Origin of the sequence: Croceicoccus sediminis (assembly GCF_007570835.1) — a bacterium.
Classification (GTDB): domain Bacteria; phylum Pseudomonadota; class Alphaproteobacteria; order Sphingomonadales; family Sphingomonadaceae; genus Croceicoccus; species Croceicoccus sediminis.
On record NZ_SUNC01000001.1, the window covers coordinates 1406240 to 1420948 of the forward strand.

Sequence of the window (14709 nt, forward strand, 5' to 3'; positions counted from 1 at the left end):
CAGTCACGGAACATGATTTTGCGAACCCTTCCGCCGCAGGGCGGGCCGGTCCTTGCCGCGCCACATACATAATCACCCCACAGCTGACAAGGTGCTACGGAAAAACGGGCTGCACGAAAAAACCGGGCTCTATGACAGGTTTAACCCGATGTTTAGAGGGCGGCGGTAACCCTTGGGACCGAGTCTCTTTCGGCTCAACCAGGAGCAAGTGCGTCGATGGACGATACCCCGCCAGGGTTCAACGATGACAGGGAAAGCAGGGTCAAGCTTCCGGAAGAGCGTGACATCGTCGCGCTTGGCATCATCGTGGCCGCGGTTATCATGTTCATCGGCCACGCGGGCGCCGTCCTGCCGGGCACGGTCCGCGTCATGCTGGGCACCGGTTCGGGTCCTGCGGGCTATATGGTCAGCGCTTTCCTGCTCAATGCCGCGCTCGTTATCTTTGGCTGGCGCCGATATCGCGAACTGATGGCCGAAGTGCGCGAACGCCGCGCGTCGGAGGAAGAAGCGCGCGAACTTGCCTTTACCGACCCGTTGACCGGCTCGCTCAACCGCCGCTCGATCGTGCCAGAGGTCGATCGCCTCATCGCCGAAACGCGTGCGCAAGGCGGCAGTGCGGTCGCGTTCATCATGCTCGACCTCGACCATTTCAAGCAGATCAACGATCTCAACGGACACCGTGCGGGCGACACCATGCTCATCACCATGGCAAGGCGCGTGCGCCAGGTCCTGCCCGAAACGGCAAAGCTGGCCCGCCTCGGCGGTGACGAGTTCGCTTGCGTCATGCGTTACGACCCGCGCGATCCAGCCATGATCGACCGCATCGCATCGGCCATCATTTCCGCCGGACGCCAACCGTTCGAGGTTGCGGGCGGCGAATTGGCGATCAGCCTGTCGCTCGGCATCGCCTGCAGCAGCGCCCTTCCCGATCCGTGCGAGAACCCGGCCGAAGAAATGCTGCACATGGCCGACATGGCGATGTACCACGCCAAGAAGAACGGCCGGAACCGCTACGACTGGTTCGAGGCGAAGATGGAGCGCGAATTGCGAATGCGCGCCGATCTGGAAAACGGCATACTGGCGGGCATCGCGCGCGGCGAATTCGTGCCCTTCTACGAACAGCAGGTGGATATCGAAACGGGCGAGCTGACCGGCTTTGAAATGCTGGCGCGCTGGCAAAGCCCGCGCCTTGGCCTTGTCACGCCCGACCGGTTCATCCCCGTGGCAGAGGAACTGGGCGTCATCGCCGAACTGTCCGAAAGCGTGATCGCGCAGGCCCTACGCGACGCCCGCGAATGGGATCCGCGCCTGACGCTGGCGGTCAACATCTCGCCGGTGCAGATGCGCGACCCGTGGTTCGCGCAGCGCCTACTGAAGCTGATGGCCGAAGCTCGCTTTCCCGCCGAAAGGCTGGAGATCGAAATCACCGAGATGTGCCTCAACGAAAACATCGGGCTGGTAAGGTCGATGGTGACCAGCCTGAAAAACCAGGGCGTCTCGATCAGCCTCGACGATTTCGGCATCGGCTATGCCACGCTGGCCCAGCTTCGCGCCCTGCCGTTCGACCGGATCAAGATCGATCGCCAGTTCATCGCCCGCCTGTCCCGGACCGAGGACACGGCCAATGTCATTTCCACCATCGCGTCCATCGGCGAAGGCATGAACCTGCCCGTCACGGCCGAAGGGATCGAGACCGAATCCTTGCGCGATTCGCTGCGCCGGATCGGCACTTTCAAGGGTCAGGGCTATTTCTATGGAAAGCCCGAAACCGCCGAACAGGTCCGTACCCGGTTGAAGAGCGAGGCGCGCCTTGCCGCCGACACCGCGGCCAACGATAGAGCCACGCACGACGCCCCCGCCGTCCACGCCGCAGACCCGGCCGCCTGATCGCCTCCCCTTTTCGCGTTCGACAATTACCGGCCGTGGCACTGGACGCATGGCGCGCGGGTGCATAGATGCGGGCCATGCGGATCGCGTTCACCAAGATGCATGGCCTGGGCAACGACTTCGTCGTGCTGGATGCGCGCGACCATGCCCTGCCGCCGCTGACCCGCGATGTCGTGGCGGCCCTTGCCGACCGGCACACCGGCATCGGCTGTGACCAGCTTGTCCTGATCGAGCCGAGCGAGAGCGCCGACTGGCGCATGCGGATCTTCAATTCCGACGGTGGAGAGGTCGAGGCCTGCGGCAACGCCACCCGCGCGGTCGGCCTGCTGATCGGCGGCGAAGTCAGCCTGGAGACGCTGGGCGGCATCATCATGGCCCGGCCCGACGAGCGCGGCATCGCGGTAGACATGGGTGAGCCGCGTTTCGATTGGCAGGCGATCCCGCTGGGCTATGCAATGGATACCCTGGCCATGCCTGTCGGCTGGCCGCTCGACGATGGCGAACTGGAAAACCCGGTCGCGGTGAACGTGGGCAATCCCCACGCGGTCTTCTTCGTCGACGATGCCTATGCCATCGACCTTGCCGCCATCGGTCCGGTAATCGAAAAAGATCCGGTGTTTCCTGAACGCGTCAACGTCAACGTCGCTGCCGTCACCGCGCGCGATGCGATCACCCTGCGCGTGTGGGAACGCGGCGCAGGCATAACGCGGGCTTGCGGCACCGGTGCCTGCGCCACGGCCATCGCAGCGATGCGGCGCGGCCTTGTGGACCGCGAAGTGACGGTCACCCTGCCCGGCGGCTCGCTGGTCATCGCGTGGGACGGGGACAACAGGATCACCATGACCGGCCCTGCGACGGTCAGCTACACCGGGTCGTTCGACTGGGGCGACTACGCTTGAACGCGCCCGAAGTGATTACCTTGGGCTGCCGGCTCAACGCGGCGGAAAGCGACCGGATCCGCGCCATGCTGGCCGGGCGCGACGATACCGTTGTCGTCAATTCCTGCGCCGTCACGGAAGAGGCGGTGCGCCAGACGCGCCGCGCCATCCGCCGGTTGCGCCGCCGCCGCCCCGATGCCCGCCTGCTGGTCACCGGATGCGCCGCCGACATCGAACGCGAACAGCTTGCCGCCATGCCCGAAGTCGACGCCCTGGTTGCCAATATTGCCAAGCTGGAACCGCAAAGCTGGAACGCGGGCCACAATGCTGCGGCCATGCCGCCGGTCCGCGTCCACCAGGGCACCAGCACCGCGGCGACGGCCCGCACCCGCGCCTTCGTCGCGGTCCAGAACGGGTGCGACCATGCCTGTACCTTCTGCGTCATTCCGCAAGGACGGGGCGAGAGCCGCTCGCTCACCGTGCCGCAGGTCCTGTCCGAGATCGAGATGCACCTTGAACAGGGCTCGCCCGAAGTGGTGCTGACCGGCGTGGACGTGACCAGCTGGGGCCACGACTTGCCCGGCTCGCCCGCGCTGGGCACGCTTGTCGGCGAAGTGCTGCGCGCTTTCCCGTCCCTTGAACGCATCCGCATGTCTTCCATCGACGGGGCCGAGATCGATGGCGCACTGGAAGAGCTGTTCGCGGGTGAGAGGCGGGTCATGCCGCATCTTCACCTTTCGCTTCAGCACGGGCACGACCTGATCCTGAAGCGCATGAAACGGCGCCACTCGCGCCGCGACGCGGTCGAACTCGTATCCCGCCTCAAGGCCCGTCGCCCCGACATCGCCATCGGCGCGGACCTTATCGCCGGCTTCCCGACCGAGGACGAGGCGATGCACGAGGCGAACCTGTCGGTGATCCGCGAATGCGCGGTCGTTCACGGCCACGTCTTTCCCTTCAGCCCGCGCCCCGGCACCCCGGCGGCACGAATGCCGCAACTCGATGCGGCGACGATCAAGGCCCGCGCGGCCGAAATGCGCGCCGCCGTCGCAAAGTCCCGCGCCGACTGGCTTGGCGCGATGATCGACAGCGTGCAGTCTGTGCTGGGCGAGAACGACGGCACCGGTCACACCCCCAATTTCGCGCCCGTCCGCCTGCCCGATGGCGTGCGCGGCGGCGACATCGTCTCCATGCGCATCACCGGCGCGGCGGACGGTCTGCTAATCGGAGAGAGAGTATGAGCGAGAGCTGGTCAGACCGGCTTTTCGGAGGATTCCGCAAGACGAGCGAGCGGCTGTCGGGCAACCTCGGCACCTTGGGGAGCGGCGCGACGAAGCTGACCGAGGATCAGCTGGACGAGCTGGAAGACGCGCTCATCATGTCGGACCTTGGCCCGCGCGCTGCGATGCGCATCCGTGACGCGGTAGCCGAACGCCGGTTCGAACGCGGCGCGGACGAGCGTGCCATTTCCGAGGCCGTTGCCGCGGAAATCGCAGAAATCCTACGCCCCGTGGCCAAGCCGCTCGAAGTCACCGCCTTCCCGCGCCCGCATGTCGTGCTGGTCATCGGCGTCAACGGCAGCGGCAAGACGACGACGATCGCAAAGCTGGCGCACCTGTTCCAGGAAGACGACTACTCCGTCATGCTGGCCGCAGGCGACACGTTCCGCGCCGCCGCCATCGGACAGCTCAAGGTATGGGCCGATCGGATCGGCGTGCCCATCGTCACCGGCCCGGAAGGCGGCGATCCGGCATCGGTGGTGTTCGACGGCGTGAAGGCCGCGACCGAAAAGGGCAGCGACGCGTTGATCGTCGACACCGCAGGCCGCTTGCAGAACAAGCGCGAGTTGATGGACGAGCTGACCAAGATCCGAAAGGTTTTGGGCCGCCTCAACCCCGAAGCGCCGCACGATGTCGTCCTCGTGCTCGACGCCACGAACGGGCAGAACGCGCTGCAACAGATCGACGTGTTCAAGGAAGTCGCGGGCGTCACCGGGCTCGTCATGACGAAGCTTGACGGCACGGCGCGCGGCGGCGTTCTGGTCGCGGCGGCGGAACAGTACGGACTTCCCATCCATGCCATCGGCGTGGGCGAGAAAATCGACGACTTGCGCCCGTTCGATCCCGATCTGGTCGCGCGCGTCATTGCGGGAGTGGCCTGATGACCGAGACGCCTGAAACGAAGCCCGCCGCCAAGCCGAAAGCGAAAAGCGGCTGGCTCAACATCGCGATCGACTACGGGCCGCTGCTCGTCTTCTTCCTCGTCTACAAGTGGTTCAGCCCCTCGGAAGACGGCAACGCCGTCGGCGAGGTTCTGGCCATCGTGAAGGGCACCGGCGCCTTCATCGCCGCCGCCGTGATCGCGGTGGCCGTGTCGAAGTGGAAGCTGGGCCACGTCACGCCCATGCTCATGCTGTCGACCGCGCTGATCGTGTTCTTCGGCGGATTGACCATCCTGTTCCAGGACCCGGTCTTCGTGCAGGTGAAGCCGACGATCATCTACGTCGTCTTCGCCGTGGCGCTGTTGTTTGGCGTTTGGCGCGGCAAGGCGCTGCTCAAATATCTGCTCGACGCCGCGTTCGAAGGGCTATCGGACAAGGGCTGGATGAACCTGTCGCGCAACTGGGGCTTCTATTTCATCGCGCTGGCCGCGCTGAACGAAGTGCTGCGCGCCACGCTCAGCTTCGATGCATGGCTTGCTGCAAAACTATGGGTCTTCCTGCCGCTGTCGTTCCTGTTCACCTTCACCCAGCTGCCGATGATGCTGCGCGAGGGTCTGGGCAAGGAGGAAGAGGAAGAAGCGGTGACGGAGCATCCGCCGGCCTGAACCGGCGGAAACGGGGCGGAAAGCGAGAGCGCATCGTCGGATAGCGCCCCGAACCCTGCCTAAAGCACTTCGAGTTCGATCCGGCAGACGACGCCGTCCCGTAAAAGGTCGAGTTCCACCGACCCATGGGAGGAAAGCGCCTTTTCGATCAGCACCGATCCAAACCCCTTGTCGTTACCGGCATCGACGGGCGGCCCGCCACGTTCGGTCCAGACGATGCTTGCGGATCGGCCATGTCTGACGATTTCCACCGCGACCTGACCGGCATCGTTGGAAAGCGCGCCGTACTTGATCGCGTTGGTAATCAGCTCGTGAAAGACGAGTGCGAGCCCCTGGCTCCCGGACGGGGTAAGCGACGGTTCGTCCTGCGCATCGATGCTGACCCTGTCCTGCAGCTCCTGGAACGCCAAAAGCTCGGTTTCCAGGATCGCGCTCGGCTTCATATCGGCAACTTCATGGCCAACCAGCAGGCTATGACTGCGGGCAAGCGCGCCGATGCGGCCTTCGAGCGAGCTTGAAAACGACGGAATGTCCGTCGCCCTCCTCGCCGTAAGCGCGATCATGCTCTTGATCATCGAAAGGATGTTGCGGACCCGATGGTTCAGCTCTTCGGTGATCAGCTGCAGGCGGGCTTCGTTCCGCTTCGTATCGGTGATGTCGATGACATGGCCGATCAGCTTGACCGTGTGCCCGCTCTCGTCCTCAAGCGGGCGCCCCGCCACGCTGATCCAGCGATCGCGACCGTCCGCTGTCCTGATCCGGGATTCGAAACCCCATTCGGTTCCGTTCCCGATCGCAGTCTTCTGCAGCTCGTCGACCCTGCCCCGGTCCGCTTCGTCCATGTGGTCGAGAAAAGTGTCGTATGTCCAGTCGGGCACAGGCTCGGAATATCCGAAAATCCTGTCGTGCGTCTGGTTGCGCACCGCACGGCCGGTTTCCAGGTCGAGTTCCCATATCCCGATCTTGCTCGTCTCGATGACCAGCCGCAGGTGTTCGGCACTGCGAGACTCGAAAGCTTGGATATCGGGCATGGGTATGTACGTAGATGTTCGCGGGATGCGTGTCACGCGAAGCAGTCGGCAACATGCGCGAGCTTGAGCAACCACAGCCAGCAAACCGTTGATTCACCAATTCTGCACTAAACCTGCCGCCATGTTCGTAAAGCTCGCTCTCTATCTTCTGGCTATCAACGTCTGGACCGTCGGCCAGTTCTGGCATGACAAGTCGCGGGCCATGAACGGCGGCTGGCGCGTGCCGGAGGGGCACCTGCTGGGCCTTGCGCTCATCGGCGGGTCGCCGGGCGCGTTTCTGGCGCGCAAGGTATTTCGCCACAAGACGCGCAAAGAGCCGTTTTCGACCCGACTGCAGGTCATTGCCGTCCTGCAGGCGGGCGGCCTGATTGGCTGGTTCCTGCTCGGCGCGATATGAGCCCGGTCAGATAATGCCCAGTTCCACGTCGAGGCAGTGGACATAGGCGACCTGGTCCCACCGCTCGAAACCCCTGGCGTTCTCTTCCCGCTCGTAGATTCCGGCGATCGTTTTCGCCTTTTCGCAAAGCTCGGCACTGGTCGCGTTGGAGCGGCGCATGATCGTGTATTCGTCTTCGTGCCGCTTCGCCTCGCTGGCACAGGCCGACACCATCAGCGCGGCTGTCGTGATGAGGAGCATTCCCCTAGGCATCGCGGCCCTTCGGGCTTACCGCGGTGAGGTCGGTGCCACATCGCGAACAGGTCTTTTCAGGCCAGAACACGCTCCATATCCCGCGCCGGAATATAGATTTGCCGCAATTCGGGCAGCGGATCAGCAAGCTGCGTATGCCGAACAGCACGACCCACACGACCAGCAGCGGCATGACGATCCAGTCGAGCCACCCGCTTTGCGCCAGTCCGGCCGCCACGGCGAGCAGCGGGATGCCCCAGACGATGAATATGCCGCTGACGATTCCGCCAATCATGAGGGCCTTGCCCGCGTCGTATGCCGTTGGCTTGCTTTCGGCCATCAAGACGCCATCGCGGTCAGGTCAGATCCTGACCTGAGAGCCCAGTTCGACGACGCGGTTCGTGGGCAGGCGGAAGAATTCCATCGCGGTTGCCGCATTACGCAGCATCCAGCTGAAGATCTTTTCCCGCCACAGCATCATCGCCGGTTTCTCGCTGGGCAGCAGCGTCTGTCGCGAAAGGAAGAAACTGGTCTGCATCATGTCGAACATGCCGCCGCAGTTGTCGATCTTCTTCAGCGCGGCCGGAACGTCCGTTTCTTCCATGAAGCCGTAACGCAGCACGACGCGATAGAACCCGTCGCCCAGATCCTCGATCTCGGCCCGGTTGTTCGGATCGACGTAAGGCTCCTCGGCGATGCTGACGGTCAACACCACGACGCGGTCGTGCAGGACCTTGTTGTGCTTGATGTTGTGAAGCAGCGCAGAAGGAACGCCCGCCGTGCTCGACGCCATGAAGATCGCCGTGCCCGGAACGCGGGTGGCCGAATTGGCCGCGCTTTTGGCGAAAATCTCGATCGGCAGGGCAACCTCGGTCATGCGTTCGCGCATCAGCTTGCGGCCCTTGGCCCAGGTCGTCAGCAGAGTGAAAGCCGCAGCGCCGACCAGCAGCGGGAACCAGCCGCCATCGGGGATCTTGGTGGCGTTCGCCGCGAAATAGGCCCCGTCGACGACGAAGAAGAGGATGATGACCGGAACGGCCCACCACCACTTCCACTTCCACACCGCGAACAGCAGGACGGCCATGAGGCAGGTGTCGATCACCATCGCGCCGGTCACCGCGATGCCATAGGCGCTGGCAAGGTTCGACGAGTTCTGGAACGTCAGCACCAGCAGGATGACTGCGACCATCAGGGCCCAGTTGATGAAGGGAATGTAGATCTGCCCTGCCTCGGTCTCGCTGGTGTGCAGGATAGAAAGGCGCGGAATGAAGCCCAGTTGCATCGCCTGGTGCGTCACCGAGAACGCGCCCGATATCACCGCCTGGCTGGCGATGAACGTCGCGCACATCGCGAGGATAACCAGCGGCAGGCGCAGGATGTCGGGCGCCATCATGAAGAACGGGTTCTGGATCGCCTCTGCCGCGTCCGCACCGGTAAGGCTGGTCACCATCGCGGCCTGTCCGAAATAGTTCAGCAGCAGCGCGGGCATCACGAACCCGAACCACGACAGGCGCAGCGGCCCGCGCCCGAAATGCCCCATGTCGGCATAGAGCGCCTCTGCCCCGGTCACGGCCAGCACGACCGAGCCGAGCGCCAGGAACGCCAGCCACTTGTCGACGATGAAAAACTGCACCGCGTACCAGGGGTTTAGTGCCACCAGCACGCCGGGATTGTAGAAGATCTGCACCAGGCCCAGCACGGCCAGCACGATGAAGTAGGTCACCATCACCGGTGCGAAGAGCGCGCCGACTTTGGCCGTTCCGCGCCGTTGCAGCAGGAACAGGAAGATCAGCAGGGCAAGCGCGATCGGGATGACCCAGACTTCGAACCGTTTTTCGACGACGGTCAGGCCCTCGACCGCGGAAAGGACCGAAATGGCGGGCGTAATCATGGAATCGCCGTAGAACAGCGAAGTCGCCAGGACGCCGAGCAGGACGGTTATCCAGCCATATTTGGACCGGCCGATATGACGCGAGATCAGGGCCAGCAGGGCAAGGCTGCCCCCCTGCCCCTTGTTGTCGGCGCGCATCAGGATCGTGACGTATTGCAGCGACACGACAAGCGTCATCGACCAGAAAATCAGGCTGACGACGCCGAGGATGTGCAAGCGGTCGAGCGTCAGCGGGTGCGGGCCGACGAATGTTTCGCGAAACGCGTAGAGCGGGCTGGTACCGATGTCGCCAAACACGATGCCGACCGCGCCTGCAGCCAGCTTCAGCTTGGCGCTGGTGCGCGCGTCTTCTCCGGATGCGGAGTGGCTCATGCCCGGTTTTCGTCCCTTGTTGCGGCCACGGATCGAAACCGACAGGCCAACGGGGGCAGGCGATTAGCAGCGGTTATTCGCACCTGCAAGAAAAGGTGGCGCCCCGTCACGAAGCGGGACCGTCTGACCCTACGGAATCCGGGGTTTCCTGCTCCACCGGCACCGGGCCAGACGGCATTTGTTCGGCTGCCGCAGGTACGCCTTGGCCCGATTGCATCGCAATGATCGCATCGAGTCGTTCGATACGGGCCGCAAGATCGGCACGCCATGCCTCCTCCGGGTCGCCGGGGCGGTTCATGAGTTCCTGCCAGATCGCGCGGGCATCCTCGAACTGTCCCGACTGCGCCAACGCGAGGCCGGTGAAGAAGGGCGGGCCGGGATGTTCGGGCGCAATGTCGGCGGCGCGTTGAAACGCGTAGAGCGAGGCCGGCGTGATGATCCCGCCCGAATGCCCGACCAGCGCGTTGCCCAGTGCCAGCCACAGGTCCGGATCGTTCGGCGAACTTTTCAGCGCGACTTTCAGGATACCCGCCGCCGTTGCGAATTGTCCGCGCCGCGCCATCGCATCGGCAGTGATGAGCAGGTTGCGCCCTTCGCCGAACTTGTTGCCCATGGCCTGACGCGCCTCGATCAGGGCGGCCTGACCCGTTTCTTCGGTTTCGCGCGGCGGAGTGGGCGATCCGGCTTCGGACGGAGACCCCTGCAGGGCATAGCCCGACAAGCCGATCAGCAATGCGGCCGCGGCAAATTCGCGCCCTCCGCGCGGCAGTTTCACCACGAAGACCAGCACGCAGAAGGTGACGACCGCAATGCCAATGGCAATGGCCCAGCCCATCATTCCTCTCCTTCCGGCAGACGCCGGATGAACCGTTTGCGCAGCAGCAGAAGCGCTAGCAGCAACAAGACCAGCGGCGCGGCGAAAAGCGGCCAGGTCAGCGTGGTCAGTTCAGGCTTGTAGCTGACATATTCGCCATATCGTTCGACCAGCCATGCGCGGATCGCCTCAGGCTCTTCGCCCGCCTTGATGCGCAGGCGGACCTGATTGCGCATGTCCCCTGCCATCGAGGCGTCGGAATCGGCGATCGACTGGCTCTGGCACTTGAGACAGCGCAGCGTCTCCATCAGGTCCTGCGCCTTCTGCTCCTGCGCCGGGTCTTCGAGCTGGCGATAGGCATAGGGCGCGGGCGGCAGCTGGTCCTGCGCAGCAACGGGGACGGCCAGCATGGCGGCGATCAGGGCCAGGAGGGCAAGAGCGCGGGTCACAGCGGGGTTTGCGCCTTCTTCACTTCGGAAAGGATGATCTGCACGTCACGCTCCATGATCGGGCCGATATGCTGATAGCGGATCGTGCCGGTGCCATCGATCACGAAAGTTTCCGGCACGCCGGAAGACCCGATGCCCAGCTGCACTTCGCTGATATCGTCTTTGCCAATGGTGGCGAAGGGATTGCCGTAGCGGGCCAGAAAACGGGCGATGTCCTGCGTGCGGTCGCGGATAGCGACACCGTCGATCGGGACGCCCGCACGGGCCAGCTCGTCAAGTTGCGGCGCCTCTGCCGCGCAAGGCACGCACCAGCTGGCAAAGACGTTGAGCAGGCGAACCTCGCCCTGCCGGAAATCGTCGGTGGCAAGGCCGGGGCGTTCGTCGACACCGGCGGGAAGGGTGAATTCGGGCAGCATCTTGCCAACCATCGCGCTTTCGATATCGCGATTCGCAGGGCGCACCAGCCCGTTCATGACCAGCACGAAAAACACGCCGAACAGGACCAGCGGTAGCCAGATCGCCCAGCGCTTGCCCGGTTTCTTTTCCGTCCCGCTCATTCGGCAGGTTCCGGTGCGGCGCCGTGCAGCGGGTTATCCTCACGCCGCTGGGCGATGCGGCGAACCTGGTGCGCCTTGCGCATGTCGCCCAGCAAGCGGCCAAGCAGCGCCAGCGCGCCGCCCAGCGCGACGATCAGACCGCCGATCCAGATCAGCGGAACGAACGGTTTCCACCACAGCCGAAGCTGCCAGCGCCCGTCGAGGCCTTCTTCGCCCACGACGGCATAAAGCTGACCGTTCCAGCGCGTCGACAGCGCCGATTCGCTGGTGGTCATCGGTGGCTGCGTGAAATTGCGCGATTGCGGGTGGAGCGAGATCGGATCGCCGCCTTCGTAGCGGGCGTTGATGTTCGCCTCCAGCGCGGTCCAGTTGGGACCGGCGACCGGATCGATACCGACCAGTTCGATCGACCAGGGGCCGACTTCGACCGTATCCCCGATTTCCGCGGCGACGAGCCTTTCGGTCGAAAACGCACTCTCGCTCGCCATGCCGAACAGGGCGACGGCAAGACCGAAGTGGCCGAGCACCATGCCCCATGTCGCCAGCGGGGTGCGCAGCAGGTTGCGGCCCAAAAGCGGCAACAGGCTGGCGATGCCCAGCCCGATCGACAGCGCAAGACCTAATAGCGGAAGCAGGCCGATGCCCGGCGCAAGGACGACCGCGCCGACAATCACGCCCGCGGTCAGCACCGCAGGCAGGATCAGCACTTTGGCGATCCGGTCGAAACTGTCGCGCCGCCAGCGCAGCAGCGGGCCGATGGCCATGACCACGATCATCGGCAAGGCGAAGATCGCGCCGACGGGATTGAAATAGGGCGGGCCGACCGAAACCTTGGTGTCGAACGCCTCGGTCAGCAGCGGGTAGAGCGTGCCGAGCAGGACGATGCCCAGAATCGCCGAGAGCGCCACGTTGTTGAAGACCAGTCCCGCCTCACGGCTGACGAGGCTGAACTGCTTGCCCTCGTTCACGGTGCTCGCACGCGCGCCGAACAGGGCCAGCGCCCCGCCGATATAGATCGCCAGCAAGGCCAGGATGAAGCTGCCGCGTTCGGGATCGACCGCGAATGCGTGAACCGAGGTGAGAATGCCCGAGCGCACGAGGAAGGTACCGACCATCGACATCGAAAACGCCACGACGCCCAGCATGATCGTCCACGTCCGCAGCGCATCGCGCGAGGCCAGGACCGATGCCGAGTGCAGCAGCGCGGTCGCCGCCAGCCACGGCATGAGCGAGGCGTTTTCGACCGGGTCCCAGAACCACCAGCCACCCCAGCCCAGTTCGTAATAGGCCCAGTAGGAACCCGCGGTGATACCGATGGTCAGAAATATCCAGCTGCCCAACACCCAGGGCCGCATGGCGCGGGCGAAGGCCGGGCCGACCTCGCGCGTCAGCAGCGCACCGACCGCAAAGGAAAATGCCACCGAAAGCCCGACATAACCGATGTAAAGAGTGGGCGGATGGAAGGCGAGGCCAATATCCTGCAAGAGCGGGTTGAGGCCATTTCCTTCGGGGACCGGCGTCGCCAACCGCTCGAACGGGTTCGAGGAGAATAGCAGGAAGGCATAGAAGCCCAGGCTGACAAAGGCCTGCGCAGCCAGCGTGGCGATCATCGTGCGTTCGGGCAGTCGCCGTTCGACCAGCGCGACGAGCGAACCCGACATGGCCATGACCGTGACCCACAGCAGCATCGAGCCTTCGTGGTTGCCCCATGTGCCGGCCAGCTTGAAAATGAACGGCTTGGCGCTGTGCGAATTGGAGGCGACCAGCAGGACCGAGAGATCGGTGCGGATGAACAGCCACATCAGCATCAGGAACGAGAGCGCGACGAGCGGCCCCTGCATGATCGCAGCGGGGCGGACGACGCCGCCCATCTCCGCCTCGCTCTGCCCGCCGACGAGCGTCATGACGCTGGCGAAAAGCTGCAACAGCGCCAGCGCGGCGGCGAACCACAATAGGGCCAGGCCTGCCTCGGCAATCATTGCGCGGTCGTCTCCGCGACGACGGCCTTGGCCTGTGCCTCGCTCATCTCTTCCAGTTCGCGGGGCATGTAGTTCTCGTCATGTTTGGCCAGAAGGCTGTCGGCAACGAATGTCCCGTCGGCATCAAGGCGGCCATCGGCAACGACGCCCGACCCTTCGACGAACAGGTCCGGCGTAATGCCGGTATAGCGTACGGGCACGGTCGCCTTGCCGTCACCGACGACGAAAGCGACGGTTACCCCGTCGGCCAGCGTCTGGATCGAGCCCTGTTGTACCATGCCACCCAGACGCACCGCACGGCCCGGTTCGGGCGGATCGGACGCGATATCGCTGGGCACGTAGAAATAGCTGGCCTGGCCGCGCAGGCCCCAGATGGCCAGAAGCGCCGCGCCGATCAGCACGACGAGCGCAAGGATAACCAGCACGAGGCGCTGGTGCTTTGGCTTCAAGGCTGTGCTCATTTGCGTCCCTTGGCTGCGTCCCTGCGGGCTTCGGCGCGGCGCATGGCAATCCAGCTCCACACCACCATCGCCAGCGTGCCGCCGATGCCGATGACATAGGCCGCGATCACGAACGGCCAGTGGTCCAGACCCTCGTTCACGTGGCTGCTCCCTCTACCGAGGACATTGCCCGGCCCGTCGCCAGTTCCCTTTGGGCACGGCGGCGCAGGCGCGCCTCGGCCTGGAAATCGGCAAGGATGGCGCGCATCCGGGCCAGCACCACGCCGCCGAACAGCAGCGAAAAGCCCAAGGCACAGATCAGCAGCGGCCAGAGGAAGGCCGGATCGATCGCCGATTTGCCCATGGTAATGCTGGCCGGTTGGTGCAGCGAGTTCCACCAGACGACCGAGCGGTTGATGATCGGCACGTTGATCGCGCCGACCAGACCGAAGATCGCGGTCACGCGGCTACCCGCGCCGATGCCGTCCTTCTGCGCGGCATTGGCCAGCGCGAGGTAGGCGAAATAGAGAAACAGCAGGACGAGCATGGAGGTCAGCCGCCCGTCCCAGACCCACCACGTGCCCCACGTCGGCCGGCCCCAGATGGAACCGGTGGCAAGGCAGATCGCGGTAAACACCGCGCCAGGAACGGCGGCGGCGCGCGCCGCGATCGTCGCCAGGGGGTGCCGCCAGACCAATTCGACCAGCGAGGCGATCGCGATCGTGGTCCAGCCACCCATGCCCAGCCACGCGCTTGGCACGTGGATATAGAGGATGCGCACCGTCTCGCCCATCAGGCGGTCTGCCGGGGCGTAGAACAGCCCCCAGGCTAGCGAGCCGGCGACGAGCACAAGCCCAGTCACCAGCAGAAGCGGGGTCATCCAGCGTGCGAGGCGCAGGAAACGGGCGGGATTGGCGAAACCGTGCATAGTCCTTGGCTTTCGCCGACCGCTTTGGC

At 64.6% G+C, this 14709-nt stretch carries 17 protein-coding genes; 6 read left to right on the forward strand and 11 right to left on the reverse strand.

From position 1 onward, the window contains the following. Window positions 1–216 precede the first annotated feature (216 nt). The 5 genes from FAX90_RS06620 (at window position 217) to FAX90_RS06640 (ending at window position 5591) form a co-directional block, all read left to right on the forward strand. Window positions 217–1887 carry a putative bifunctional diguanylate cyclase/phosphodiesterase gene (locus FAX90_RS06620; RefSeq protein WP_144096491.1) on the forward strand — a complete coding sequence of 557 codons (1671 nt, stop codon included), beginning with the start codon at window positions 217–219 and terminating at the stop codon, window positions 1885–1887. Between the two features lie 77 nt (window positions 1888–1964). Then, window positions 1965–2786 (forward strand): diaminopimelate epimerase, encoded by an 822-nt coding sequence (gene dapF / locus FAX90_RS06625; protein ID WP_144096492.1) that lies wholly within the window; start codon window positions 1965–1967, stop codon window positions 2784–2786. After that, window positions 2783–4006, forward strand: a complete 1224-nt coding sequence (locus FAX90_RS06630) for a MiaB/RimO family radical SAM methylthiotransferase (RefSeq protein ID WP_144096493.1) — start codon at window positions 2783–2785, stop codon at window positions 4004–4006. Before dapF ends, FAX90_RS06630 begins: the two co-directional genes overlap by 4 nt. Next, window positions 4003–4926 carry a signal recognition particle-docking protein FtsY gene (gene ftsY, locus FAX90_RS06635; RefSeq protein WP_144096494.1) on the forward strand — a complete coding sequence of 308 codons (924 nt, stop codon included), beginning with the start codon at window positions 4003–4005 and terminating at the stop codon, window positions 4924–4926. The genes FAX90_RS06630 and ftsY overlap by 4 nt, the downstream gene beginning before the upstream one ends. Next, a complete protein-coding gene (locus FAX90_RS06640) occupies window positions 4926–5591 on the forward strand; it encodes an inner membrane-spanning protein YciB (protein WP_144096495.1) in 666 nt (221 codons plus the stop codon). Before ftsY ends, FAX90_RS06640 begins: the two co-directional genes overlap by 1 nt. 59 nt (window positions 5592–5650) lie before the next feature. Here FAX90_RS06640 and FAX90_RS06645 read toward each other — a convergent pair whose 3' ends face one another. Beyond that, on the reverse strand, window positions 5651–6622 hold the full coding sequence (locus FAX90_RS06645) for a sensor histidine kinase (RefSeq protein WP_144096496.1): 972 nt from the start codon (window positions 6620–6622) through the stop codon (window positions 5651–5653). A gap of 121 nt (window positions 6623–6743) precedes the next feature. Here FAX90_RS06645 and FAX90_RS06650 point away from each other — a divergent pair, with 121 nt between their 5' ends. Further along, complete coding sequence (locus tag FAX90_RS06650; protein WP_144096497.1) at window positions 6744–7019, forward strand: DUF1294 domain-containing protein; 276 nt, start codon at window positions 6744–6746, stop codon at window positions 7017–7019. Between the two features lie 6 nt (window positions 7020–7025). Here the strand turns inward: FAX90_RS06650 and FAX90_RS06655 are convergent, their stop codons facing one another. The 10 genes from FAX90_RS06655 to ccmC form a co-directional block, all read right to left on the reverse strand. Then, on the reverse strand, window positions 7026–7259 hold the full coding sequence (locus FAX90_RS06655) for a hypothetical protein (protein WP_144096498.1): 234 nt from the start codon (window positions 7257–7259) through the stop codon (window positions 7026–7028). 4 nt (window positions 7260–7263) lie between these two features. Further along, the gene (locus FAX90_RS06660) at window positions 7264–7590 is read right to left on the reverse strand and encodes a hypothetical protein (RefSeq protein WP_144096499.1); all 327 of its coding nucleotides are present in this window, start codon (window positions 7588–7590) and stop codon (window positions 7264–7266) included. A 21-nt stretch (window positions 7591–7611) separates the two neighbouring features. Continuing rightward, the gene (locus FAX90_RS06665) at window positions 7612–9513 is read right to left on the reverse strand and encodes a potassium transporter Kup (RefSeq protein WP_144096500.1); all 1902 of its coding nucleotides are present in this window, start codon (window positions 9511–9513) and stop codon (window positions 7612–7614) included. A gap of 106 nt (window positions 9514–9619) precedes the next feature. Next, complete coding sequence (locus tag FAX90_RS06670; protein ID WP_205700624.1) at window positions 9620–10351, reverse strand: tetratricopeptide repeat protein; 732 nt, start codon at window positions 10349–10351, stop codon at window positions 9620–9622. Further along, complete coding sequence (locus FAX90_RS06675) at window positions 10348–10737, reverse strand: cytochrome c-type biogenesis protein (RefSeq protein ID WP_144096892.1); 390 nt, start codon at window positions 10735–10737, stop codon at window positions 10348–10350. Before FAX90_RS06675 ends, FAX90_RS06670 begins: the two co-directional genes overlap by 4 nt. A 35-nt stretch (window positions 10738–10772) precedes the next feature. After that, entirely contained in the window at window positions 10773–11333 is a 561-nt protein-coding gene (locus FAX90_RS06680) for a DsbE family thiol:disulfide interchange protein (RefSeq protein WP_144096501.1), read from the reverse strand. Beyond that, complete coding sequence (locus FAX90_RS06685; protein WP_144096502.1) at window positions 11330–13312, reverse strand: heme lyase CcmF/NrfE family subunit; 1983 nt, start codon at window positions 13310–13312, stop codon at window positions 11330–11332. Before FAX90_RS06685 ends, FAX90_RS06680 begins: the two co-directional genes overlap by 4 nt. Then, the gene (gene ccmE, locus FAX90_RS06690; RefSeq protein WP_144096503.1) at window positions 13309–13773 is read right to left on the reverse strand and encodes a cytochrome c maturation protein CcmE; all 465 of its coding nucleotides are present in this window, start codon (window positions 13771–13773) and stop codon (window positions 13309–13311) included. Before ccmE ends, FAX90_RS06685 begins: the two co-directional genes overlap by 4 nt. Next, the gene (locus FAX90_RS16540; RefSeq protein ID WP_170234885.1) at window positions 13770–13913 is read right to left on the reverse strand and encodes a hypothetical protein; all 144 of its coding nucleotides are present in this window, start codon (window positions 13911–13913) and stop codon (window positions 13770–13772) included. The genes ccmE and FAX90_RS16540 overlap by 4 nt, the downstream gene beginning before the upstream one ends. Then, window positions 13910–14680 carry a heme ABC transporter permease CcmC gene (gene ccmC / locus FAX90_RS06695; RefSeq protein WP_144096504.1) on the reverse strand — a complete coding sequence of 257 codons (771 nt, stop codon included), beginning with the start codon at window positions 14678–14680 and terminating at the stop codon, window positions 13910–13912. The genes FAX90_RS16540 and ccmC overlap by 4 nt, the downstream gene beginning before the upstream one ends. Window positions 14681–14709 lie beyond the last annotated feature (29 nt).

What these genes read in the sequence shown, in the direction of transcription:
- FAX90_RS06655 (WP_144096498.1), bottom strand. Translation starts at nt 7,259, where the DNA reads ATGCTCCTCATCACGACAGCCGCGCTGATGGTGTCGGCCTGTGCCAGC.
- FAX90_RS06660 (WP_144096499.1), bottom strand. Translation starts at nt 7,590, where the DNA reads ATGGCCGAAAGCAAGCCAACGGCATACGACGCGGGCAAGGCCCTCATG.
- FAX90_RS06665 (WP_144096500.1), bottom strand. Translation starts at nt 9,513, where the DNA reads ATGAGCCACTCCGCATCCGGAGAAGACGCGCGCACCAGCGCCAAGCTG.
- FAX90_RS06620 (WP_144096491.1), top strand. Translation starts at nt 217, where the DNA reads ATGGACGATACCCCGCCAGGGTTCAACGATGACAGGGAAAGCAGGGTC.
- ccmC (WP_144096504.1), bottom strand. Translation starts at nt 14,680, where the DNA reads ATGCACGGTTTCGCCAATCCCGCCCGTTTCCTGCGCCTCGCACGCTGG.
- FAX90_RS06650 (WP_144096497.1), top strand. Translation starts at nt 6,744, where the DNA reads ATGTTCGTAAAGCTCGCTCTCTATCTTCTGGCTATCAACGTCTGGACC.
- FAX90_RS06645 (WP_144096496.1), bottom strand. Translation starts at nt 6,622, where the DNA reads ATGCCCGATATCCAAGCTTTCGAGTCTCGCAGTGCCGAACACCTGCGG.
- ftsY (WP_144096494.1), top strand. Translation starts at nt 4,003, where the DNA reads ATGAGCGAGAGCTGGTCAGACCGGCTTTTCGGAGGATTCCGCAAGACG.
- FAX90_RS06685 (WP_144096502.1), bottom strand. Translation starts at nt 13,312, where the DNA reads ATGATTGCCGAGGCAGGCCTGGCCCTATTGTGGTTCGCCGCCGCGCTG.
- FAX90_RS06670 (WP_205700624.1), bottom strand. Translation starts at nt 10,351, where the DNA reads ATGATGGGCTGGGCCATTGCCATTGGCATTGCGGTCGTCACCTTCTGC.
- dapF (WP_144096492.1), top strand. Translation starts at nt 1,965, where the DNA reads ATGCGGATCGCGTTCACCAAGATGCATGGCCTGGGCAACGACTTCGTC.
- FAX90_RS06680 (WP_144096501.1), bottom strand. Translation starts at nt 11,333, where the DNA reads ATGAGCGGGACGGAAAAGAAACCGGGCAAGCGCTGGGCGATCTGGCTA.
- ccmE (WP_144096503.1), bottom strand. Translation starts at nt 13,773, where the DNA reads ATGAGCACAGCCTTGAAGCCAAAGCACCAGCGCCTCGTGCTGGTTATC.
- FAX90_RS06640 (WP_144096495.1), top strand. Translation starts at nt 4,926, where the DNA reads ATGACCGAGACGCCTGAAACGAAGCCCGCCGCCAAGCCGAAAGCGAAA.
- FAX90_RS06675 (WP_144096892.1), bottom strand. Translation starts at nt 10,737, where the DNA reads ATGCTGGCCGTCCCCGTTGCTGCGCAGGACCAGCTGCCGCCCGCGCCC.